This is a genomic window from Sulfurimonas sp. HSL-1716 (genome assembly GCF_039645975.1).
Taxonomy (GTDB): Bacteria; Campylobacterota; Campylobacteria; order Campylobacterales; family Sulfurimonadaceae; genus Hydrocurvibacter; species Hydrocurvibacter sulfurireducens.
In genome coordinates, this window is record NZ_CP147918.1 from 1,877,924 (window position 1) to 1,901,999 (window position 24,076).

The 24,076-nt window shown below is 42.4% G+C and carries 22 protein-coding genes; 5 read left to right on the plus strand and 17 right to left on the minus strand.

The window, feature by feature from the left end:
- Positions 1 to 12: 12 nt before the first annotated feature.
- Genes fabI through gap form a run of 4 tightly spaced genes read right to left on the minus strand, consistent with a single transcriptional unit; the run spans position 13 to position 3,770 of the window.
- The gene (gene fabI, locus WCY03_RS09540; RefSeq protein ID WP_345992417.1) at positions 13 to 837 is read right to left on the minus strand and encodes an enoyl-ACP reductase FabI; all 825 of its coding nucleotides are present in this window, start codon (positions 835 to 837) and stop codon (positions 13 to 15) included.
- Positions 834 to 1,559: a triose-phosphate isomerase gene (locus WCY03_RS09545; protein WP_345992419.1), complete on the minus strand. Its 726-nt coding sequence runs from the start codon at positions 1,557 to 1,559 to the stop codon at positions 834 to 836. Before WCY03_RS09545 ends, fabI begins: the two co-directional genes overlap by 4 nt.
- Entirely contained in the window at positions 1,556 to 2,758 is a 1,203-nt protein-coding gene (locus WCY03_RS09550; protein ID WP_345992421.1) for a phosphoglycerate kinase, read from the minus strand. Before WCY03_RS09550 ends, WCY03_RS09545 begins: the two co-directional genes overlap by 4 nt.
- Before the next feature lie 10 nt (positions 2,759 to 2,768).
- Entirely contained in the window at positions 2,769 to 3,770 is a 1,002-nt protein-coding gene (gene gap, locus WCY03_RS09555; RefSeq protein WP_345992423.1) for a type I glyceraldehyde-3-phosphate dehydrogenase, read from the minus strand.
- Between the two features lie 81 nt (positions 3,771 to 3,851).
- Between gap and nadD the strand changes: the two genes are divergently transcribed.
- Together nadD and rsfS are read left to right on the plus strand one after the other, a co-directional pair.
- Entirely contained in the window at positions 3,852 to 4,391 is a 540-nt protein-coding gene (nadD, locus tag WCY03_RS09560; RefSeq protein WP_345992425.1) for a nicotinate (nicotinamide) nucleotide adenylyltransferase, read from the plus strand.
- Entirely contained in the window at positions 4,384 to 4,704 is a 321-nt protein-coding gene (gene rsfS, locus WCY03_RS09565) for a ribosome silencing factor (protein ID WP_345992427.1), read from the plus strand. The genes nadD and rsfS overlap by 8 nt, the downstream gene beginning before the upstream one ends.
- A gap of 30 nt (positions 4,705 to 4,734) precedes the next feature.
- Here the strand turns inward: rsfS and WCY03_RS09570 are convergent, their stop codons facing one another.
- The 12 genes from WCY03_RS09570 to yajC form a co-directional block, all read right to left on the minus strand.
- Entirely contained in the window at positions 4,735 to 5,544 is an 810-nt protein-coding gene (locus tag WCY03_RS09570; protein ID WP_345992429.1) for a TIGR00282 family metallophosphoesterase, read from the minus strand.
- A 103-nt stretch (positions 5,545 to 5,647) separates the two neighbouring features.
- Positions 5,648 to 8,638: a DEAD/DEAH box helicase gene (locus tag WCY03_RS09575; RefSeq protein WP_345992431.1), complete on the minus strand. Its 2,991-nt coding sequence runs from the start codon at positions 8,636 to 8,638 to the stop codon at positions 5,648 to 5,650.
- 44 nt (positions 8,639 to 8,682) lie between these two features.
- Positions 8,683 to 9,069 (minus strand): polymer-forming cytoskeletal protein, encoded by a 387-nt coding sequence (locus tag WCY03_RS09580; RefSeq protein ID WP_345992432.1) that lies wholly within the window; start codon positions 9,067 to 9,069, stop codon positions 8,683 to 8,685.
- Positions 8,961 to 9,926, minus strand: a complete 966-nt coding sequence (locus WCY03_RS09585) for a M23 family metallopeptidase (RefSeq protein ID WP_345992434.1) — start codon at positions 9,924 to 9,926, stop codon at positions 8,961 to 8,963. Before WCY03_RS09585 ends, WCY03_RS09580 begins: the two co-directional genes overlap by 109 nt.
- Entirely contained in the window at positions 9,919 to 11,070 is a 1,152-nt protein-coding gene (locus WCY03_RS09590; RefSeq protein ID WP_345992436.1) for a bifunctional folylpolyglutamate synthase/dihydrofolate synthase, read from the minus strand. The genes WCY03_RS09585 and WCY03_RS09590 overlap by 8 nt, the downstream gene beginning before the upstream one ends.
- Positions 11,067 to 12,605, minus strand: a complete 1,539-nt coding sequence (locus WCY03_RS09595) for a GGDEF domain-containing protein (RefSeq protein ID WP_345992438.1) — start codon at positions 12,603 to 12,605, stop codon at positions 11,067 to 11,069. Before WCY03_RS09595 ends, WCY03_RS09590 begins: the two co-directional genes overlap by 4 nt.
- The gene (locus WCY03_RS09600) at positions 12,605 to 13,135 is read right to left on the minus strand and encodes a hypothetical protein (RefSeq protein WP_345992440.1); all 531 of its coding nucleotides are present in this window, start codon (positions 13,133 to 13,135) and stop codon (positions 12,605 to 12,607) included. The genes WCY03_RS09595 and WCY03_RS09600 overlap by 1 nt, the downstream gene beginning before the upstream one ends.
- Before the next feature lie 4 nt (positions 13,136 to 13,139).
- Positions 13,140 to 15,575: a leucine--tRNA ligase gene (leuS, locus tag WCY03_RS09605; protein ID WP_345994079.1), complete on the minus strand. Its 2,436-nt coding sequence runs from the start codon at positions 15,573 to 15,575 to the stop codon at positions 13,140 to 13,142.
- 101 nt (positions 15,576 to 15,676) lie between these two features.
- Positions 15,677 to 16,015 (minus strand): DUF6394 family protein, encoded by a 339-nt coding sequence (locus WCY03_RS09610; protein ID WP_345992442.1) that lies wholly within the window; start codon positions 16,013 to 16,015, stop codon positions 15,677 to 15,679.
- Between the two features lie 15 nt (positions 16,016 to 16,030).
- On the minus strand, positions 16,031 to 17,002 hold the full coding sequence (secF, locus tag WCY03_RS09615; protein ID WP_345992444.1) for a protein translocase subunit SecF: 972 nt from the start codon (positions 17,000 to 17,002) through the stop codon (positions 16,031 to 16,033).
- Complete coding sequence (gene secD / locus WCY03_RS09620; RefSeq protein ID WP_345992446.1) at positions 17,002 to 18,570, minus strand: protein translocase subunit SecD; 1,569 nt, start codon at positions 18,568 to 18,570, stop codon at positions 17,002 to 17,004. Before secD ends, secF begins: the two co-directional genes overlap by 1 nt.
- Positions 18,560 to 18,826, minus strand: a complete 267-nt coding sequence (yajC, locus tag WCY03_RS09625; protein ID WP_345992447.1) for a preprotein translocase subunit YajC — start codon at positions 18,824 to 18,826, stop codon at positions 18,560 to 18,562. The genes secD and yajC overlap by 11 nt, the downstream gene beginning before the upstream one ends.
- A 69-nt stretch (positions 18,827 to 18,895) precedes the next feature.
- On the opposite strand from yajC, the gene WCY03_RS09630 reads away from it, so the two are divergent.
- On the plus strand, positions 18,896 to 20,125 hold the full coding sequence (locus WCY03_RS09630; protein WP_345992449.1) for an apolipoprotein N-acyltransferase: 1,230 nt from the start codon (positions 18,896 to 18,898) through the stop codon (positions 20,123 to 20,125).
- Positions 20,126 to 20,153: 28 nt separating this feature from the next.
- Here the strand turns inward: WCY03_RS09630 and WCY03_RS09635 are convergent, their stop codons facing one another.
- On the minus strand, positions 20,154 to 22,388 hold the full coding sequence (locus WCY03_RS09635; protein WP_345992451.1) for a nitrate- and nitrite sensing domain-containing protein: 2,235 nt from the start codon (positions 22,386 to 22,388) through the stop codon (positions 20,154 to 20,156).
- Positions 22,389 to 22,576: 188 nt separating this feature from the next.
- On the opposite strand from WCY03_RS09635, the gene cysK reads away from it, so the two are divergent.
- A complete protein-coding gene (gene cysK, locus WCY03_RS09640; RefSeq protein ID WP_345992454.1) occupies positions 22,577 to 23,500 on the plus strand; it encodes a cysteine synthase A in 924 nt (307 codons plus the stop codon).
- A complete protein-coding gene (locus WCY03_RS09645) occupies positions 23,493 to 24,071 on the plus strand; it encodes an aminotransferase class IV family protein (protein WP_345992456.1) in 579 nt (192 codons plus the stop codon). Before cysK ends, WCY03_RS09645 begins: the two co-directional genes overlap by 8 nt.
- The last annotated feature ends 5 nt before the right edge of the window (positions 24,072 to 24,076 follow it).

Genomic DNA, 24,076 nt, shown 5'->3' on the forward strand with positions numbered 1-24,076 from the left:
ACATTCTGTCTACTATTCCCCTTTTGTATCCCAGCAGAGGACGGTTTTACCGTTTTCATCCTTTGTTGCAGCTGCCATACCCATGATGTTGTACCCGCTGTCTACATAATGAACTTCTCCCGTTACTCCGCTAGCCAGATCGCTTAAAAGGTACATTGCGGAGTTTCCTACCTGATCGATTGTCACGTTTCGTTTTAGAGGAGCATTCATTTCGTTCCAAGTAAGTATCTGTTTAAAATCACCGATACCTGCTGCTGCAAGTGTACGGATAGGTCCTGCAGATATTGCATTGACTCTTTGTCCTTTGAGTCCGAGCTCGACCGCCATATATCTGACAGTAGCTTCAAGAGCTGCTTTTGCAACACCCATTACATTGTAGTTGACTACATATTTCGGTCCGCCGAGATAACTTAGGGTCAAAATCGATGCATCTTTATTTAATACCGGTTCCAAACGATTCGTAAGGTCGATAAGTGAATAAACAGAAACGTTCATAGCGATACCGAAAGCTTCTTTTGTCGTTTTCATAAACGGTTCGCTCAAAGCTTCTTTAGGCGCAAATGCAACAGAGTGTACTAAAAAGTCGATCTTGCCGAAATCTTTTTCAATAAGTGAAGCGATTCCTGCCATATGCTCTTCGTTTCCGACATCCAGTTCATAAACATGGCTGCTTCCAAACTCTTGGGCTATTGGTACGACACGTTTTTTAAGCGCATCGTTTAAAAATGTAAATGCCAGTTCCGCACCCTGCTCTCTACAAGCTTTTGCTATACCGTATGCTATCGACTTATCATTTGCAAGACCTACAATAAGGCCTTTTTTGCCCTTCATTATCATCTGTTTATCTCCTTGTTTAATTTTATATTTTCCGCATCATTTATCATAGAACAAAAATCATCGACGTCCAATGCACCGCTGCCGACCAGTATACCGTCTACATTTTTTAACGAAAGTATCTCTTTGGCATTATCCGCTTTTACGCTTCCGCCGTAAAGTATAGATGCAGTACATGTACGGCGAAGCGCTGAGTGAAGACTCACAATATCTTCATTTGTCGGTGTTACTCCCGTACCTATTGCCCATACCGGCTCATACGCAAGTATAAGGTTCTCATAATGCATGTCTATCCCGACCAACTGAGAGTCAAGATAGCTCATCATCTCGCTAGTACCGCTTTTTCTTACCTCTAAAGGCTCTCCGATACAATAGATAATCTTGTATCCATGCTCTTTATAAAACTGATATTTATTTGCTATAAACTCCTGCGTTTCACCTAAAACATGACGCCGTTCACTATGTCCGATAAGAACCGTTCTGATCTCAAATTCGTCCAGCTGGTCCGTGCCTATCTCTCCGGTAAATGCTCCATTTTTTGTAGGATATGCATTTTGAATACCGATATTAACTTTACCCGCATGACTGTAGATCGATGTCGCTGTCGGAAATATGAAAACTTCTTGACTAATATTGTTGTCATGAATAAACGCTTCTAATCGAGACAGATATTCTCTTGTCTGATATCTGGTTAAATTTGTCTTGAAGTTTGCTGCGACGATCACGACATCACCGCTTTTACAAGTGGTTCGACTCCGGGAAGTGTTTTTCCTTCCAAAAGCTCCAGCGTGGCACCGCCTCCCGTCGAGATAAAAGTCATCTCTTCATCAAGTCCGACTCGCTGTACCAGATCCGCAGTATCGCCGCCGCCGATCACGGTCGTTGCATAACTGTCTGCCACATAATGAGCTATCTTGCCTGAACCGCGTGAAAAACGTTCCATTTCGTAAACACCCATAGGACCGTTCCAAAGTACGGTTTGAACATTGCCCAGCACTTCACGGTAGAGTCTGACGGTTGCCGGTCCGATATCAAGCCCCATCCATCCGTCAGGGATCTCTTGCGCCGTGACCGCTTTGCTGACGGCATCTGCATCGAATTTTTCAGCAGCGATGACATCTACGGGAAGATAAAATTTCACTCCGAGCCTTTTTGCTTCATCCATTATGCGTCCCGCTTCTTCAAGCAAATCATCCTCGACAAGCGACGCTCCGATGTTGTAACCGAGTTTTTTCAAGAAGGTAAACGCCATTCCGCCGCCGATAAGTATCTTATCTACGCGAGGAAGAAGGTTTACGAGTGCTTCAAGCTTTCCTGATACCTTGCTGCCGCCGACTATCGCCACGAACGGACGGGCAGGCTTTTTCATCAATGTAGCAAAGAACTGTATCTCTTTTAAAAGCAAAAATCCTGCGGCTTTACTGTTTTCGTCAAAGAAATGCGTAATCCCCTCGACCGATGCATGCGCACGGTGAGAGACGCCGAATGCATCGTTGATATAGATATCCGCCATCGATGCCAGTTTCTTAGAAAGCTCTTCGTTATTTTTTGTCTCGCCCGGTTCAAAACGAAGATTCTCTAAAAGCAAAACTTCGCCGTTTTTGAGTTCCGATACTTTCTGCATCGCATCATGACCGACAACATCGTTCGCAAGAACGACGTCTCTTTTTAAAAGCTGGTACAGGCGTTTTTGAACGGGAGCAAGCGAATATCTTTTATCACACTCTCCCTGCGGACGTCCAAAATGCGAAGCAAGGATCACTGCACACTCCTGATCCAAACAGTAGTTTATGGTCGCCAATGCCGAGCGGATACGACGGTCATCCGTTATGTTGTTATATTCATCCGTAGGAACGTTAAAATCACAACGGATAAATACTTTTTTATTCGTTAAATCCAGATCTTTTATACTATATAGCTGCATCAAATCTCACTTACTTACTGATGTGAAGCGCCATATCGATCAGACGGCTTGAGTATCCCCACTCATTGTCATACCAAGCCATCACTTTAACCATATTGCCGCCTATTACCTGCGTCAGATCATCAGCCACGATAGAGCTGTAAGTAGAACCTACGAAATCTTGAGAAACACGCATCTCTTCATCTACCAGTAAAAGTCCTTTAAGGTTGGTCGCTGCTTTTTCTTTGAACAGCGCACTTATCTCCTCTTTTGAAGTATCGCGTCCGACTATTACGTTTAAATCGACCATCGAAACATCAGGAGTCGGAACACGAACGCTCTGACCATGAAGTTTGCCGAGAAGCTGCGGAAGAACGAGACCGATGGCTTTTGCCGCACCTGTCGTCGTAGGGATCATATTGATCGCACCTGCGCGGGCACGGCGTTTATCTTTTGTATGCTTTACATCTAAAATATTTTGATCGTTAGTATATGAGTGAATAGTCGTCATCAGACCTTTTTCGATCTTAAATGCGTCATCAAGTACTTTTGCGACCGGTCCGAGACAGTTGGTCGTACATGAAGCATTGGAAACTATCTTTTGCCCGTCATAACTGTTCTCATTTACGCCCATAACGAACGTCGCCGTTTCTTTATCTTTTGAAGGAGCTGAGAAAAGTACTTTTTCTACACCGTTTTTTATATGGATTTGTGCACTTTCCTGCGTTAAAAACACGCCTGTACACTCTAAAACGATATCCGCGCCGCAACCTGCAAAATCAAGGTTTTTAGGATCTCTGTCGCAAAATACTTTTACTTTGTTTTTTCCGATTTTAAGGTAGTTGTTTTCTAAAATTTCTACATCTTTTCCAAAGTTACCATGAACAGAATCGTTATTTAAAAGATACACCATCATATCTAAACTTGCAGTGTCGTTTATAGCTACTATCTCAACATCATTACGCTCTGAGGCTATCCGTGCCACACAACGTCCAATACGTCCAAATCCATTAATTGCTATCTTTAGTGACATATTATTCCTTACTAATAAGCGTTAAAATTGGGCTTATTTTAGCAAAAATTTGCTATAATTTTGTTTAAAGGCACCCTGTTAATGAAAACTATAGCTCTTTTTGGCGGAACGTTCGATCCTCCCCATCTAGGTCATCTCAGTATCGTCAAAGCTGCGTTATCCTGTTTGGATGTAGATAAAGTTATAGTCATGCCGGCATTTTTAAACCCTTTTAAATCAAAAGTGCATGCGCCGCCCGAACTGCGTTTAAAATGGCTGAAAAAGATATTTTCTGTCTATGACGATGTAGAAGTGGATGATTTTGAACTTGCCTGCAAGCGTAAAGTCCCCTCTTTAGAGACCGTACGGCACCTAAAAAAAAGATATGAGAAGATCTATCTCGTCATAGGCGCCGATAATCTTAAGAGTTTGGACAGATGGTACGGTTACGACGAGCTCAAAAAACTAGTCACTTTTGTCGTAGCTTCCAGAGACGATATCGATATACCTTCAGGGTATATCCTCTTGCATGTGGATGAACCCGTAAGCTCGACGAGTTTAAGAGAAAAGACCAAAAAAGAGTTTTTACCCGTAGAAATAGCAGGTGAAATAGAAAAATTTTATAAGGAAAACAATGGATAAAAGAGTAGAAAAGATATCTGATATTTTAGATGCGAACAAAGCTGAAGCGATCGAGGTTTTCGACCTTAGAAACAAGGATTATTTCGTAGACTATGTCATCATAGCTTCATCTTTGGGGCAGCGCCATACAGAAGCGTTGCTTGACCATCTGAAAAAAGGACTCAAACCCGCAGAAGAGTTCCTGCACGTAGATGAGAGCAGCGACTGGATCGTCGCCGATCTTGGAGATATCTTGATCCATATTATGACTCCTGAATTCAGGGTCAAGTACGATATGGAAAGTTTTTTGACCGAACTCGGCAAAGCACAATAATCAAGAATCTTCTTGGTTATCGAACAAACCTCATCTTTCGATCCACCCTTTTGTGATTATTTTGGTATTATCGTCAAATATTTTGATTTTAAACGTATCTTCGCACTTCCCGTCTTTTATATCATAAATCACCGTTTGCAGAATCTTTTTACAATTTTTCGGAACGTCGAAATGCCCTTTGATACCTGTAAAAAAAGCATCTAAAGGAGTCTTTTTGTCCATCCCGATAATATTGTCGCGACAGCCGGTCAAGCCTATATCGCTCAGATAAGCCGTGCCTTTTGATATCTGTAGGTCATCGCTGCTCACATGCGTATGCGTTCCGCACACGGCGCTCACACGCCCTTCTAAAAGCATCATCATAGCCCGTTTTTCGCTGGAAGCTTCGGCATGAACATCCACAAAAATATTTGTGATGCCGTCATCATGCAACGCCTTTACCGTTTCATCTGCGCATCTAAAAGCGTTATCGACGTAAGGCATCCCGTAATGTCCCATGACATTTAAAACAGCCAGTTTTTCACCATTTACTTCATAAACTTTCATTCCTGTTCCCGTCACACTGTCCGGATAGTTATGGGGACGCAGTATCTCGTACGAATCAAACAGATCGAATATCTCTCTTTTGTCGAAAGTATGGTTCCCTCCGGTCATCACATCTATACCGGCTTTAAAAAGTTCGTCGGCATTTTTTTTCGTAAGCCCGAAACCGTGTGAAGCGTTCTCGTAGTTGGCTATCACAAAATCTATCTCGTATTGATCGCGAAGTTCTTTTAAGTATTGTTGTACCATGACCCGTCCCGGGCGACCTACTATATCTCCGATAAATGCTATTTTCACTGTAAAGACCTTCTTAATTTGATACGTAAAATGAGTAAAACCCATTTTACTGCGCTAGCCGCTAAGGCACTAAAGCTTGCCTCATAAGAGGCAGAGTTTTATTTTAAAAAACTTTGGGTTTGGAGTTTCTTAGATACCCCAGTGTTGCTTTGATGATATCGTCATCGTCTTTGCTCGGTGCACTGATGCTCTCTTTAGAATCATTTTGATAGATAAACGTAATGTTTTGAGCATATGAGGTGACTGTTTTTATCTTTTTGCTCAGACTCAAAAGCTTGATGACCATAAGCTCGAAGAACTGTTTTGTCACATCATCAAGTGCACCGAATCTATCGACCGTCTCCTCTTCTATCTCATATATCTCGTTTACATCTTCAGCCTGTGAGAGGCGGCGGTACAGATCGAGTCTGAGTCTGTCTTCACTTACAACAGCATCTGATATATATGCGCTGATAGCAAGCTTTATATCGACCTTTGCTTTTTTCTCTTCAACCTTGTTACTAAGCTCTTTTATCGCATCTTCGAGCATCCGCAGATAAAGAGAGTAACCGATGTTTTTAATATGGCCGCTTTGTGCATCGCCTACCAGATTTCCTCCGCCTCTTATTTCAAGGTCATGATAGGCAAGAACCGAACCGCTTCCCAAAAACGAGTTTGATTCCAAAGCGATAAGGCGTTTTTTTGCTTCTTCTGTAATATTCTCTTTATCTTCGACTATAAAATAGGCGAAGCCTTCGATATTCGAACGCCCTACGCGTCCGCGCAGCTGATGAAGATCCGCGATACCGAATCGGTCGGCTCCGTCTATTATCATCGTATTTACCGAAGGCATATGAATACCCGACTCGATGATGGAGGTCGCGATCATCAGGTCATACTCACGGTTTTCAAACTTTAAAAGCTCTTTTTCCGTATCTGCCGAAGAAATCTTGGAGTGAAGCATGACCATTCTGAGTTCGGGCAGAAGCGCTCTTAACTCGCCGTATTTTATCGGCATGTGGTCTATGGAGTTATGGACGTAAAAAACCTGTCCGCCGCGGCGAAGCTCGCGAAGGATCACCTCTTTTATGAGTTTTTCGTCATAGCTTTTGACAAAGGTCCTCACCCCCTGTCTCTCCATCGGCGGGGTCTGAAGCGTGCTCATGGTCTTTATGGAGCTAAGCGCCTGGTTAAGCGACCTAGGGATAGGCGTGGCACTCATGGAAAGCATATGGATATTATTATAAAGCTCTTTGATCTTCTCTTTTTGTTTTACTCCGAACTTGTGTTCTTCATCCACGATAACAAGCCCGAGTTTGTGAAACACGGCGCCAAAGACGGCATGCGTACCCACCACGACATCGATGGCACCCTCTTTTAAAGCACTTAATATGTTTTTCTTCTCTTTTGCACCGATAAACCTGTCAAGCTTTGCTACTCTGACACCCAATTCGTCAAATCTTCTGTCAAGCGATTTAAAATGCTGTGAGCTCAATAACGTAGTGGGAACGATCAACGCGCTTTGAAATCCCGCTTTACAAGCGGCGTAGATTGCATTCATAGCCACCTCCGTCTTTCCAAAACCGACATCCCCGCTTAAAAGCCTGTCCATGATATGCCCGCTTGATATCTCATCAAGGATCTCGTCTATAGACTGCTTTTGGTCATCGGTGTAAAGGAATCCCGCCGAAGCTTGAAAATCCTGTATGATACCTTTGGAGACTTCGATCTTCGGCGCTTTTATGAGCGCGCGCGCAGCAGCGGTGTTCACGATCGATGAAGCTATCTCGAAGAGTTTGCTTCTGACACTCTCTTTGAGTTTTGCAAAACTGCCTTTTCCGAGCCTGTCCAAGACCGGAACGGCTCCGCCTCCGGCGATATATCTGTCTATATAATCCAGGTTCTCTACCGGCAAAAGAACCTTATCGTCACCCATATAGCGGATAACGATGAAATCTTTTATGCCGCCGAGTATCTCCATCTGGTCGATCTTCTCAAAGATACCCACGCCGTAATCTTCATGAACTACATAATCGCCCGGTTTTAGATCATCTAAAAGGATAGATGTCTTTCTTCGTCTGCGTTTCTTTTCGGGTTTATTGAGCGAAACGATAAGCTCGTTTTCTCCTATTACGTTTAGTATTATCGGAGCGTAACGGACTTCTATCCCTTCAAGGTCAAAGATACCCGACTGTTTTATCTGTGACTCATTTGAAGCGATAAGCGTGATTTTTTTGTTTTTATGAACGTTTAAAAGACTCTTGACGTCGGTGAGAATGACAGGGTGATAAATATCTTCGGGAGCAACAATATCTGCGTTGAAAGACTCTCTTGGTATCTGCGGATCGTTTAATCCGTACGCCTCGTCTAAAACCGGCTCCAAACCGTGTATCAGTTTTACGTTTTTGCCCTCTAAAAAGTTTTGAGAAAGCTCATCGAGATACCAAAAACCAAGCGATGCCAGATCTTTCACAAAGCTGTCGCTGTCGCTTTGTACGATCCTCTCTTTTAAAGAGTTGAACTCCCCTTCCTCAAGTGAATAAAAGGCAGAAGTTATCTCAAAATTCTCCAGCTCTTCGCCTACGGTTCTCTGAGTCTCAAGTTCAAACTCCTTTATCTGCTCGATCTCGTTGTCAAAAAGTGAAACTCTTACCGGATTTTTTGCCGAGGGAGAGTAGATATCGATGATGTCTCCACGAAAAGAGATCTCTCCCTCCATCTGAACGATATCGACGAACTCATAGCCCCAAAAAAACATCTGTTCTTTAAAGCCGGGCAGATCTATCGTTGAACCGAACTCTATAACAGTCGAGCGCAAAAGCTCCTCTTTCGGGAAAGGAAAAAGCAGGGTTTTAACAGGTGAGATCACCAGCGGTTTTTTGTCGCTGTTATAGTATTTTCTAAGAGCTCTGAAAAGTTCGAAAAGTTCCTCTTTAAAAGGGCGGAGATCATCTTTGAATCTTGCTCGAAAATCGGGGAAAACGACATAATCCAGATCGAAGAATCCGGCTACGTCGGCGAGAGAAGAAGCCTCTTTGTCATCTTGACATATCAAGAGGTCCAAAGAGGGTTTCTTTGTAGTTTTTATATACTCAAATAAACGTGTTTGCGACAAATTTTATCCTATAAAAAATTGTCCGTATTTTAACATAACTAACGTTATTTAACCGAAGAACTCGTCTTTATTTTACTGTCTCCCTCGAAAATACCTTTTGATTCTATTATGAATTCGGACGAAGTGATCGTACCTACGACATGCCCGCCTGCTTTTATATGCACTTTATCCGCGTCTATGGTTCCGTCGATCTTGCCTTGGATGATTATATACTTTGCGATGACATTGCCTTTTACATGTCCGTTTTTACCGATATTTACATTTTTCTTGGAGTTGATAACGCCCTCAAACTCACCGTCTACGTAAAGATCACACTCTAGATCTATTTCCCCTTTAATGAAAGCACCGACGGTGATGATGGTTGTACTTGCGTCTGTGTTGGTGCTGTTACTACTTTCAGGTTTGACGTCGCTGTTACTAAAGATTGCCATGGTATGTTTACTTCCTTTTCAAAAATTTCCTTATAGTTTTTTACACTCCATTTTATAAAATAAAACGGATTTAGAGGCCTTTGTATAAATCTAATCTCATAATGCAGATGCGGACCGTTGCTCATACCGCTGTTCCCCGTATATGCGATAATAGTTCCTTTTTTTACAAATTGGCCTGATTTTATCACAATTTTATTGAGATGTCCAAAAAATGTCTTAAATCCGAAACTGTGATCTAAGATTACCAGGTTTCCGTATCCGCTTGTTTTATGATATCCTGCATATTCGACCATGCCGTCAGCCGTTGCACGTACGGGAGTGTTAAGTTCGGCTTTTAGATCGTCTCCGCGATGAAACTCTTTAATATGAAGAGTGGGATGGATACGATAACCGAATTTACTCGTAATCCCATTATAAGGGATCGGTGAACCGTTTGGTACGAGTTTCATAAGCACTGCGATCTGCTGTGACGTTACCTTCGTCATATCGGCTCTTTGTATAAGAGGCATGTTCGTAGGAGGATTCAATCCTATGAGGTCTTCGATATCTTCAAGCTTATCCGAAACGCTTTGCAGTTCATCTTTTTTATCGTCCAGATTCTTTTGTGTCTGCGCGATTGAAAGTTTCAGTTCATTATTGTGTTCGTTCAAGATCTTATATGCTTCTTCAAGTTTGTTCTTTTTTTGAGCAACGGCATCTACCCTGTAATCGAGATAGAGTATCGTCGTCACGGCGATAAACGCCAAAGTCATTAAAAAAACCACGGCATACGCAACTGCTTTTTTTACAAACTTATGTAAGTTTATCTGTTTAAAATTATTATCATCATGAATGGTGATCGTAAATTTTTTATCCAACATAACCCTTTAAAAATGTCTCGGCAACACTAAATGAGCCAAAAACCAGATACTCTTTATCTTTATCGATCGTTGTAAAATCCCTATACGGTATGGACAACTCCTTAAAGACTGACTGCAAAATATCTTTTTCCACTATTCTCTGCTCATTCACTTTTATGATTTCAACACTCTCTATTATAGGTTTTAAAACAGCTAAAATCGATTTAAAATCCTTATCTTTATACGTATTGTAGACAAGTGTGATTTTTTTACCCGCAAAAGATTCTGAAATCGCATCCGCCGCCAAAGCATTATGCCCGACGTCAAGATAGACGTTCGATGCCACTCTACTGAGTCTGCCGAATAGTTCGGCATCCGCAAAATCATCTGCATCGTAGTCAAATCCCAAAGTTAAAAGTGCCGCTGCTGCCAAAGCCAGATTACCTCTGAGATGGTTCGCGAGCCTCAGATTTTTGGCTATCATATCTATTTTTTCGATATTATAGGAACTCAGATCTTTCACAAAGATAATATTAGCATTTTTTTTATACGCGATATCACGTGCCAACTCATAAACCTCTTCATGTTTTTGAAATCCGATAACCGCTGTTTTTGCCATAGCGTTCAGCTTTGTCGTCGCTATACTTTTGATACTCTCGCCCAAAAATGCCTGATGATCGAAATCTATAGGCGTAAAAAGCGTCAACTCTTTTTCAAATACCGCCGTAGCATCATGTTCACCGCCAAGCCCGGCTTCCAGCACGATATATTCACAACCCTCAAAAACGATTATCGCAAGAAGCGTCGTATACTCAAAATAGCTAAGAGCTTCCCTGTCCTCCTTATCAAGAAGTTTGTAGAGCTTTTTATGTGCCGTCTGCAGTTCTTTGTCCGTGACATCGCTGCGGTTTTTCCAGATCCGCTCATTGAACTTTAATATATGAGGGGAGGTGTAATGTCCGACGTTAAAGCCTTTGTGAAAAAGAGCCGTGGCCAAAAATCTGCCCGTCGTCCCCTTTCCGTTCGTTCCTATCAGATGTATTATTTTTGCATGAGGCAGTTTAGATCTTATTTTCGCATAAACACGAGGCATTCGCTCATAATCGATCTCTTCATAAAAAAGAGGTTTATTTTCCAAAAATCGATCCAGGGGCTGTATCATGGCGATTCTATCCTGTTTCTTCCGTTTTTCTTTGCCAGATACAGATATTCGTCTGCCGAGTGGATAGCGGATTTTTGAGACGGAAACCTCGCTCGTTCGCTTACGCCTGCACTTACGGTTACGTCTATGCGCCTGTTTTGAAACAGGAATTTTGCTTTTTGTACATGTTCACGCACTTTCTCGGCAAAGATAACGGCACCCTTCAGATCGGTTTCACTGAGAATGGCCATAAACTCTTCACCTCCGTATCTGCCGACTGTATCTACAGTTCTGCACTCCTGTTTTAATATATTTGCAAAAGCGGTTAAGATCACGTCACCCGCTTCATGTCCGTATTCGTCGTTGACTTTCTTAAAATAGTCTATATCAAACATAACAATCGAGTAATCTCTGCCGAATCTCTCGAATTCATTCTCTTTTATCTCCAAAGTATCGTCAAGAGCGCGTTTATTGAAAAGTTTTGTCAAGAAATCTTCTCGCGATGCTTTCTTTGCATCTTCGAGCTCTTTTTCAAGCACCTCTATCTTCTTGCCCAAAAGTTTTACTTCGTCATCATGGGCTTTTAGGTCTTTACTGAGTGCAGCCGTATTCTCTTCGAGTGCTATAGCTATGGTATAGAGTTTATTATGAGCTGTCTTAAAATCCAGATTTTCCTGTCTGTTGAGATTATCAAGGTCTTTTTTGATCTCTTTTATCTCGGAGTTCGACTGGTCGGATTTTTCGATCATATCTATAAGCTGTATCGAGAGTTTGTCCAACACCATATCTAAAGACTGTATCATCTCTTTTAAAGCATCTTTGTCAAGTGCTATACGGAGCTTTATAGCAGTTTTTATCTCTTTTTCAATCGATTCGGAAGTAAGAAGTTCGGGATTTTTTCTCAGATCGTCACTGATTTTTGCTATTTTGTCGTTTACGCTTGAAGCGATAGAAGGGACCAAAGAAGCTATCATGATCGTCGCAATATGCCTGAGATCCCTGTCTTTGGAGACGGATTTTTGATGTGCAAGGTTTTCAATGGTAGTCTTTAAATCTTGAGAATAGACCTTGCCCATCGGTTTTAGATGGTTCAAAAACGCGTCGTCATAGCTGGTTATAAAATTGATCCAAAGCTGACGGTAGTGTTCATACTGCTCTTTTGAAGCATTTGGCGTATTTATGATATCTATACTTTTTTTTGCTAGAGTCGCGGCTTCTTTATTATGAAGAAGCTCAACGGCTTCGAGCACTCTTTTTGTCAAGAGCTGGTTTTCAGCCAAAATGGTAGCACAGTTCGTCGGATTCATACGGTTGAGTTTTGATATCAGATACCGTACCAGCTCCTGCGTGGTTTTTAAGTGATACTGCCGTAACTCCTGCTGATAATCTTTATTTAAAGTATTGGCGTATTTATCTACCTGATTACAATCCTCGACAAGCATTCCTGCAATTTTGGCCTCTTTACAAAAAGCTTCCGCATACGCGTCTGGCATTAACAGCTTGTCTTCTCTTTTTAGTCTTTCAACAGCGTTTTTAATAATACCGTTTATTGTCATCATTTGGCCTTTTTGGATCTAGCTCCCTGTGCAGAAACTTTAGCGACAAAAGATGAGATGGCTTTGGTCGCACTGTATTTGATCGCTTCAAAACGGATCTGATCAGATATTATAGCATTTGGTTCGATCGCAAAATCATACGTTCCTTTGACACTGTACACTTTGCTTATCCCTTCATGGATCATATCGATCTTTAAAACTGTCGTGGTTCTGTACCCTATCACGTATCCGTTGTTGTCATACTGGACGGGAGCATAAGAAACACCTTGTAACGAAATGACGAGATGTGTCGTAGAATGAGCTCTGTCAGTTAAAGAGGTCTTAAAACTTTTAATGACCGCACTGTCTACTGCATCTTTGATAAGCACCGTATTTTGAGGATCGACGGCAGAAATGATGACCTGTGTGCTGACTTTATCGCCTACGACCTCTCTTGCATATTTGGAACTCGGCAGGTACCCGCATCCCGTCAATACGCTTACATGTAAGATGATAACCAAAACTGCTACAAAATTTCTTACATGATACACTTTTTTATCCTTTTATCACTATATTGACAAGTTTTCCCGGGACGATTATCTCTTTTATTATCGCCTTGCCTTCTATCCATTTTTCGACACTCTCTTTGGCAAGAGCCAAAATATCTGCATCTTCTTCACTTACACCGACCTCTATTTCCGCACGTTTTTTGCCGTTTACGGATACGCCCATGCTTATAGTATCGACTTCAAAGACCTCATCTATGATCTTTTGAGGTGCAAGGTTTTTACACTCGAACAGATTTGAGCTTAACTCCCAGCAGATATGCGGAACAACAGGTTCAAGGATCGAAGCAAGGATCCAGTATCCCTCCGTCCAGACATCCGCGTTTTCCTGCGCACCGAGTGCATTCATCGCTTCCATCACACCGGCGATCATCGTATTGAAAGTATAACGCTCGGCATAGACCTCTACGCTTCTTTGTAGTGCCTCATATACTTTTCTGCGGGCAAATTTTTCATCTTTTGTTAGATTTGCATGCTCTATTACAGGTAAAGCCTCACACTTGTATGCATTTGCACTTCTGTCATAGAAGCGTTTTAAGAATCTGTATGCTCCCTCTACCGCACTGTCGTTCCACTCCAGCTCCTGCGTCGGAGGTGCTGCAAAAAGGATGAAAAGCCTTGCCGTATCCGCACCGTATTTCTCTATAAGTGCATCAGGATCGACCGTATTGCCTTTTGATTTGCTCATCTTCGAACCGTCTTTAAGGACCATCCCCTGAGTAAGCAGTCTGTCAAAAGGTTCCGTATTATCTATGTAACCGAGGTCTCTTAATACTTTCGTAAAAAATCTTGAATATAAAAGATGCAGTATCGCATGTTCGATACCGCCGATATAATGATCGACGTTCATCCAGTAATCGACCTCTTTTTTATCAAAGCCTTTTTCGTTCCATGTCATTTTTGATGCCGTATAACGTAAAAAGTACCAAGAAGATTCGACAAATGTATCCATGGTGTCCGTTTCGCGGAGTGCATCTCCGCCGCATTTCGGACATTTGCAGTTTTTCCATGTCGGATGGTTATCTATGGGATTGCCTTCTCCCGTGAACGCTACATCTTCAGGCAGAGTGACCGGAAGATTTTCTTTTTTTTCTGCGACTATTCCGCACTTGTCACAGTGTACTAAAGGGATCGGTGCGCCCCAATATCTTTGACGCGAGATTCCCCAGTCTTTTAAGCGGAAGTTGATCACCTTTTGACCGATATTTTTGGCTTCGAAATGATCCATAATCTTCTGTTTCGCATCGATCGAAGAGATGCCGTCAAACTTACTTGAGTTGAACAAAACTCCGGCTTCGGTATATGCGGCATCGGTCGGCAACTCACCCTCTTTTGGTCTGATGACCGCATTTATCGGCAGGTCATATTTTTTCGCGAATTCATAATCTCTGTCATCATGAGCAGGAACGGCCATAACCGCACCGCTGCCGTAATCCATCAATACAAAATTTGCTATCCATACAGGAACGCTTTTGCCCGTAAGCGGGTGGATGACATTGATCCCAAGAGCAACACCCTGCTTGTCTTTTTGACGATCGATGTTATTCGAATTTTTCATATGACGGACAAGGTTAGCCGTCTCTTCATCAAAAAGCTTGTTCTCTAACATATAGGTAACGATGTCGTGTTCGGGTGCGAGTGCCGTATAGCTTACTCCGTAGATAGTATCGGGACGGGTAGTAAATACGTCGAACTTTTCAAAGTTTCCGCCCAGAAGCTCTTTACTTGCATCATCGAGATAAAGATCGAACTCCAGACCTGTCGACTTTCCTATCCAGTTTTCCTGCATAGTCAAAACCTGCTTCGGCCAGCCGTTTTCAAGAAGCTTCAGGTCGTTTAAAAGCTCATCTGCATACTCTGATATCTTGAGGTAGTATTGATACATCTCTTTTTTTACGACTTCGGTATCACATCTCCAGCAGCATCCGTCAATCACCTGTTCGTTTGCAAGCACGGTTTGGTCATGCGGACACCAGTTCAAGAAACCTTTTTTACGGTAAAGCAGCCCTTTTTCGAACATATCGATAATAAAACCCTGCTCGAACTTTGTATAGATCTCATCACTCGTCGCAAACTCACGCTCTTTTGAAAACGAAAGACCGAGATTTGCAAGTTCACCTCTCATATAGTCTATATTTTCATATGTCCATTTTTTCGGATGTATTCCATTTTTGATGGCTGCATTTTCTGCAGGCATACCAAAACTGTCAAAACCGATAGGATGAAGAACGTTTAGCCCCTGCTGACGGTAATAGCGTGCAAAGGCATCGCCGATCGAGTAGTTACGGACATGCCCCATATGCAGTCTTCCGCTCGGAAAAGGAAACATACTGAGTATATATTTTTTCTCTTTGCTAAAGTCATCATTCGGCTCGAAACTGGAATTCTCATTCCAGAACTTCTGCCATTTTTTTTCTATATCCATGGGGGTGTATTGCAAAAAAATCTCCTACTTTAGGGGGTTGTAGGGACATGGGTGTCCCTGCTTCTCAAATGGGCTTTGCTCATTTGAGTGCATAACATTACTTAATACTCTTCTCTATTTTTGGAACTCTCTATATATACAAGTCCCATCGAAAATATGTTTGCGATAAGCGCTCCGATGGAGAGTGCAATCGCCCAGCTCATGTTTCCGACTATCTCCACATACACAAATGCCGGTATAAGGTGTATATCCGCTACCAATGAACTGGCTAAAAGCTCGGCTGCAAGAAGGTTTCTCACACCGATCTTCAGTATCGTCGAAACAAGGTTTACACTTGCGGCGACAAATAAAGCGGTACTTGTGTGTTCATATAAAAATCCGGCTATGGATGTTAAACTCATCAATGAAAAAAATACGTATACTACTTTTCCCCAGTCCATCACACTCTCCTTTGGTTAAACTACACCACCCTCGTATTGAGCTCTCATTTTCTCTTTTTCAAGCTCACGTTTCTCTTTTTCAGCCAGCTTCGCACGGTAAGATTTTATATCAAATCCAAACCATAACAGTATCGGCGAAGCCACGAATATCGACGAGTATGTACCGACCACGACACCCACGAGCATCGTGAAGGAAAACGCATTGATGATCTCTCCACCGAACAAGAAGAGTGTCAATACAACGAAAAATGTCGTAAGTGAAGTAAGCGTTGTACGGGAAAGCGTTCTCGTAATAGAATCATTTATAACTTCACTCAGCTCCAGCTCTTTTGTTTCGACGACCCCTTCACGTATCCTGTCAAAAACGATGATAGTATCATTTAAAGAGTATCCTAAAATCGTAAGAACTGCCGCAAGCACGTCTAAGTTTACATCCAGACCTACAAGAGAGATCGCACCCAGCGATATGGAGACGTCATGTACAAGTGCAGCCACAGAAGCCACCGCGAAACGCCATTCAAATCTAAATGCGACATAAACGAGTATTCCAAGGATAGCCAAGACCAAAGACATCACCCCTTTTTCTCTTAGCTCGCTTCCCACTTTCGGACCGACGATATCGACACGTCTTATCTCGAAATCACCGCTGCCTTTAAGCGCTGCTCTTGTCACGTCGCCGATATCTTGTCCCACACTGCTTGAAGATGTCTTCATACGTATGACGACCTCCTGCGGCGAACCGAATTCCGTGATAGAAGCTCCGTCGTACAATGGATTTGATTTGAGTTGTTCTCTCATCTTATCGATAGGAGCCGCTCCTTTGTATTTTACCTGAACGATCGTTCCGCCGGCAAAGTCTATCCCGTAATTTAAACCTTTTGTAGCCAACATCGCATACGATGATAAAACCAAGATGATCGAGATAGCAATAGCTATTTTTGAACGTCCCATAAAGTTAAAGGGGCGTGTGTATCTAAAAAACTCCATTACTTCTCCTTAATCCCGAACCAAAATAGATAGTTCTTGCTTTTTTCCACTCTGCTCTCTAACATATCATAGATACCATGCGTTCCGAGTATTGCCGTTAACATGGAAGCCAGAATACCGATGCTAATGGTGATAGCAAAGCCTTTGATCGCACCCGTTCCGTATGCATACAGTACGACAGAAGCGATCAAGGTAGTGATGTTCGCATCCAAAATTGCACGCATCGCGTTTGAATACCCCTCTTTTATCGCTTTTTTCATAGAAACGCCGTTATATAAAAGTTCTCTTATCCGCTCGGAGATAATAACGTTCGAATCGACGGCCATACCGACGGTGAGTACGATACCCGCCATTCCGGGAAGCGTCAAGGTAGCACCAAAGAGCGCCATGATCGCTATGATCAAGAAAAGGTTGGCGACAAGTGCAATATTTGCGATGATTCCGGCCATACGGTAGTAAACGATCATAAAACCAAATACTAAGACGAATCCACCCGTAAGAGCCATCATACTGTCCCTGATACTGTCCGCTCCAAGACTCGGACCGACCGAACGTTTTTCCATTAGGTATATCGGTGCCAGAAGTGCACCCGAACGAAGAGCGATAGCAAGATCCTGTGCTTCGGCGACCGAATAGTTTCCGCTGATCTGTCCACTTCCCCCGCCTATACGCTCGTTGATGACAGGAGCAGAATAAACTTTGCCGTCAAGCACTATTGCAAGGTGGTTTCCTACGTTTTTGCCCGTAAAATCTCCAAATATCTGAGCACCTTCGGAGTTGAGCGTAAAACTGATAACGGGACGGTTATTCTTATCGAACCCGACTCTTGCATCTGTGAGCATCCCTCCGTCAAGTATCGGGATCTCCTTTACAAGATGTTTCACCTCTTTATGCTGTGCATCGGGAAGTATCACGTCACCAAATGAAGATGCCTCAGGTCTGCTCATCGTGTTTACGCGGGCAGCGCGGTCTTCATCTACGGCCATAAGTTCGAGTTTTGCCGCACGCGAGATAAGCTCGCGGGCACGCTGTTCCTCCTCTTGAGTCTTTATTCCCGGAAGCTCGACGAGTATCTTGTCCTCGCCCTGGCGAGCGACGATCGGCTCAGCCAGACCGAACTGATCCAAACGGTTACGGATAGTTTCGATAGCCTGCGTGACAGCCTGCTGTTTCGTTTTGACGATCTCTTCTTGCGTTAGAGATACCGTATAGTTTTCACCTTTTACATCGACTTTTACACCTTTGATCTTTTTGAAAAACTCGGAAAGGGATTTTGTGTCATCGGAATCCAAAAGAGAGAAAACGACACTGCTTTCTTTCACGCTGAGCGAGTCGATCAAGATATCATTATGGTCCGTGAAATGTTTCACGCTGGAAGCCAGGGATTTTATACGGGAAACTACGGCTTCGTCGGTTTTTACTCCAAGAAGCATATGAAGTCCGCCTTGAAGATCAAGGCCAAGTGTTATTTTAGCACCTTTGTCAGTCTGTAGAATGGATGGAAGAGAAAACGTGATCCCAAAGATTATTGCGACGGCAAAGATTATTATTCTATAATTAAACTTCATCCTCGTACTTTCTTGATACTGAATCTTTTACCAATTTTGCTGTATTTTCTTTATCTATCGCGACTATTAAAAACTTCTCTTCAACTTTTTTTATCTCGACGATAAGACCTCCTCCGGTAATGATTCTGTCGCCTTTTTTAAGTGACGCTATCATATCTTTGCGGGCTTTTGCCTCTTTTTGCTGAGGACGGATAATCACAAAATACATGATCGCAATTAAAAATATAAACGGCAGCAACTGACTAAATAGTTCCATAAATAACCTTTAACGTAAAAATTGCTGTTATTATACAAAACTAAACATAAACAAAGATATAATTTTGGCATGAAAAGCCATATTAACAGTATGAACCCTTACTTAAAAGATATTTTATCGGCCATATTTACCGCATCTATGTTCAGCGCTTTTATCTATTTGGCTCATTTTAATCTTACATGCAGACTATGCGATTCGCTTTTTGCTCTTATAGCGATCGCGCTTTTGCTCTACGGTTCAAAACAAGCCGTACTTTTCAGCGGTTTTTTCATCGGATTGTTCTGGTTTTACTGGATCGGATACAGCTTTCAATATTATGGGATGTCTACTTGGGTAGAGCCGCTGGTAGCACTTGGTTTTTCTCTTGTATATACGCTGTTCTTCGCTCCTCTGGCTCTGACAAGAAAAGTCTGCATAAGAGGGTTGATTCTTTTTGGACTCAGTTTTATCGAACCTTTCGGCTTTAACTGGATGAAGATCGAACTGCTCTTTGTCGACAGCTATTTTGGAATATCGAAGCTTGATCTGGCACTTGTCCTGATCGCTTTGTCACTGCCTGCTTTATTAAAAGGAAGATACAGATACTCCCCTCTTTTGATCCTTGTTGCCGCCCTCTCTTTTACGCATCAGAAGCTGCCGCTGCCGCCTTTAAAGATAGATCTCGTTGCGACCGGCCTCGGGCAGAACGAAAAGTGGGACAGGGCCAATCTGCGGGAAATAGTAAACATGAATCTTTTATATATAGACGATGCGGTTAAAAACGGTTACGACGTGGTCGTCCTCCCTGAATCCGCTTTTCCTCTTTACTTAAACCGTTCACAACAGCTGCTTTCGTACCTCGGCAAAAAATCGAAAAAAATCGATATCATAACAGGCGCGCTGATCTTGGAGAACGGCAAGCACTTTAACGTAACATATCATTTTAAAGACGGAAACTATACGATCGCTAAAAAAATGGTTCTGGTTCCTTTTGGAGAGTATGTACCGCTTCCGAAATTTGCACAAAAATGGGTAAGCGATACTTTTTTCGAAGGGGCATCGGACTTTTCAGTCGCTTCGGATCCGACGGACTTCATGATAAAAGGAATCAAGTTTAGAAACGCCATCTGTTACGAAGCCACAAAAGATGAACTTTATAAAGACAACCCCAAGTTCATGTTCGCCACAAGCAATAACGCATGGTTTTTGCCTTCGGTCGAACCGACCATACAAAGACTGCTTATGAAGTATTATTCAAAAAAATACGGTACTGTTATATTTCACGCAGCAAACCGCGCGGGAACAGGCATTATCAGATAGAGCCCGGCGTTTTGCTTATGTTATTTGATCAATGTTCACCCTGTACACGCATCTGATCCATCACTTCAAAGAGCATATCGCTGGATTTTTCCATCTCTCTTAAGAGTTTTATAACGGTATCTTTATTTTCTCTTCTGGTATCTTTGCCTTGAATGAACGTAAGAACTTTTTTTACGCTGTCATGAACCGCAGCGTGCGGAGAAGATAGCTGTTTAAAGGCATCCGTCTCTCCAAAACGTTCCAAACCGGCCTTTTGCTGCCATTTGCCCAAGCGGCACTCGGTGTGATCTTGATACTTTACCTCTTTGCTGTCTGCATCGATGATCGCATTGTAAGTATTGGATTTAAAGATGATGTGATCTATTTTTGCCAGTACGATAAAAACTTGATTTTCGATGTTATCCACGACATCTGACATCGCCCTTGCATCTTTATCCAACTCCAGCATAGTCTCTTTGAAAAGCTCGACCGAAGAGGAGGATTCATGCGCGATCTGGGTCATATCGCGCGATTTTTCCATGATAGCTCCAGATTCCTGCTTCATCGTATTGATCGAGATCGTGATCTCTTGAGTCGCTTTCTGCGTGCGTTCGGCAAGCTTTCTTACCTCATCGGCGACAACAGCGAAGCCTCTGCCATGTTCTCCTGCGCGCGCGGCTTCTATTGCGGCATTGAGTGCCAACAGGTTAGTCTGATCTGCGATATCTTTGATCAGATCTACAACGGACGTTATCTCATTGGTTTTGGAATCAAAACCCTCGATTGCAATGTTGTTTTCGTTGATATGTTCCACCAATGTTTCCAATTTGACCAAGATATCTTCGACGACTTGTATGCTTTGCGTCGATTGTTTACTGGTCTTTTTAGTTGTCTGCTGCACATCAACCAAATTATCGATAGTATTGGTGATCTCGCTTTGCATCAGGCTTAAACCGGCCCCCGTATCTCCAACCGAACGCACTTCAGACGTAAAGTTGATGATCTGCTGCTTATTGTGAGACTCTTTCATAGCGCTGATACCACGGTTTACCATATCGATCGCTTTTGCAAAATCACCGTCAAATCCCTCGTTGCTTAAATTAAAAGAGAAATCTCCTTTTGCCGCTTTTTCTACCGACTCATTAATGCGTTTTGTCATCTCGGCCACGATTTCAACCAGGGATTGCAGCAGTTTGGTTATATCTCCCATCTCGTCACGGCTTGTCTTTCTACGGTCGACAACTACGTTAAGATTGCCATGATTTACGTTTTCTATCAGATCTTTAAATCGTAAGATCGCACGTTTTATGGAAAATGCCACGCCTCTTGATACGATTATCAAGATAGCAAACGTAATAGACGAAGCAGCAATAACGGAGATTAAAATAAAAAGTGCATTTTTAGCGTTACTCTCGGCGATTCCGATCGTTTCATCGGCCAGCCTGTCTTCCATCCATTTGAGCTTGTTGATCTTTGTCGTAATGGTCTTAAACCAAAAAGTCGGATCGATCCCAAAACCTTCCTCTTTGCTTAAAGCCAGCTCCCGCATACGCTTTACTTCAGCAAACGAGGGGTCCTGCTGCGCGATCTTGTAGTTTTTAAGAGCCGTAGAGGAAGCAGTGGTTTCAAATAGATTTAAAAATGCTTCCTGCTGCGAAAGAACCGACAAAAATTTGGCGTAAGAGTTCCTGTCGAATTTATCTGCGCCAAACACGTTGGATAAAACGGCTCTTTCTATTCCTGCCCGCTCTTTTGCACTTATAAAAACCACAAAACTGTTCATCGCATTACGGGTGGTAAGCTCTTTTGGATTAGTGGAAAAAACCGCTATCGTATCGACGATCGATTTGTTCAAATTCGTATAATACGCTACAAGCTCTTTTACTGTTATAGCCTGCTTTAGAACCTGTTTTCGTATGTTTGAGAGTTCGGAAAAATCTATCTTTTCCTGAGCATATTTTTTATACTCATTGCTGCTGTCGGCGAAATACTGTTTTAATATATCAAGTTTTTTGTCGGTGTCTTTTTTTTGGTTTGATAAGATATCCGCAAAACTGGCTCCCTTTGATCCGACAAAGCCGGCACTGGCACCCCTCTCCTTTTGCAGCTCATGCAAAACGGCACTCATTTTTAGCGAGAGCGCCACTATCGACTGGGTATTTTTGGCATCGCGGTAATTGGTATAGCTGTCGTAAGAAAGTTTCATACCAAATAAAAAAATAGCGCCTATCGCCAGTGCGCCTACGACAAAGAGTTTGTTATGTATGGTTAATCTTCGAAACATGATTATCCTTAATTAAAATTTAAAAAATATATATAGTTTCGGATTATAATAAGAATCGAAATGGCTGGCATTGACCTAAATCAATTTTCCTCTTAACGTGATTTTATGCCTTTTCTATGGTAAAATAATCCTAAACTATTAAATTTTTCAATAGAAAATATATATATCGATAATGATGAAGGAAAAAGATGAGGATCGCTCAAAATATAACCGAACTTATAGGAAACACTCCCTTAATAAAACTCTCAAAACTTTCAGATCAGACAGGAGCGACGATACTGGCAAAATGCGAATTTATGAATCCGACCAGTTCTGTAAAAGACCGCATAGGCTTCAATATGATAAAGACCGCCATGCAAAACGGCCTCATCGACAAAGACACGACAATCATCGAACCGACAAGCGGAAACACGGGTATAGCTTTAGCTTCAATCTGTGCCGCACTTGATCTCAAGCTCATCCTTACGATGCCTGAATCCATGAGCTTAGAGAGACGCAAGCTTTTAAAAGCTCTCGGGGCAGAACTGGTCTTGACGGATGCCGCAGAGGGGATGAAAGGCGCCATCAACAAAGCCGATGAACTCAAAAGCAATATAGAAAACTCTCTTATCCTGCAGCAGTTCGCAAATCCTGCAAACCCGGAGGTCCATAAAAAAACGACGGCTTTGGAAATATTAAGAGATACCGACGGAAATGTCGACGCTTTTATTGCGGCCGTCGGTACGGGAGGAACTCTGACGGGAACATCCAGCGTACTAAAACAGGAGATACCCGATATAAAGATCTTTGCCGTGGAACCGCGTGATTCCGCAGTCCTTTCAGGCGGACGGCCGGGACCGCATAAGATACAGGGTATCGGTGCGGGATTCGTACCTGATGTTTTGGATGTAACGATCTATAACGAAGTCATAAAGGTCAGCAACGAAGATGCTATCGAAACGGCAAAGATGCTCGCACGTACGGAGGGTCTTTTAGTCGGTATATCCGCGGGGGCGAACGTTTATGCGGCAATACAGGTGGCTTCAAAAAAAGAGTTTCAAGGCAAAACCATAGTAACCGTTTTGTGCGATACGGGTGAAAGATATCTGAGTACCTCTTTATTCGATGAATAAGAACCTGCTAGAAACCATCAAGATAATCGACGGCAAGATACAAAACCTCTCCTACCATCAGGCACGATATGAAAACTCCCTGCATACCTTGAACAAAGAGGCGAGATACCATTTGCAAGAGCTCATCGTACCCCCGACAAAAGGGATCTACAGATGCAGAGTGATATATAATGAAGATGACGTCACGGTTTCTTACCATCCCTACACGTTTCATGAAGTAACTTCTTTAAAACTCATCCATAACGACAACATAAACTACTCTTTGAAATATGAGAACCGAGAATATCTTGATCTGCTTTTTGAACAAAGAGAAGGATGCGACGATATAGTTATCGTCAAGAACGGCTACATAACCGATACTTCAAAAGCAAATCTTGCTTTTTTCGACGGGTCGAAATGGTACACTCCCGCATCTCCTTTGCTCTACGGCACGACAAGGGCCCGATATCTCGATGAAGGAAAGATCTTCGAAAAACAGATATCCGCCGATGAGATGCAAGAGTTCGCCAATGTCGCCGTATTAAACGCAATGGTTGATTTTTGCATAGTTAAAAATGGTATAATTTTATAAAAAAT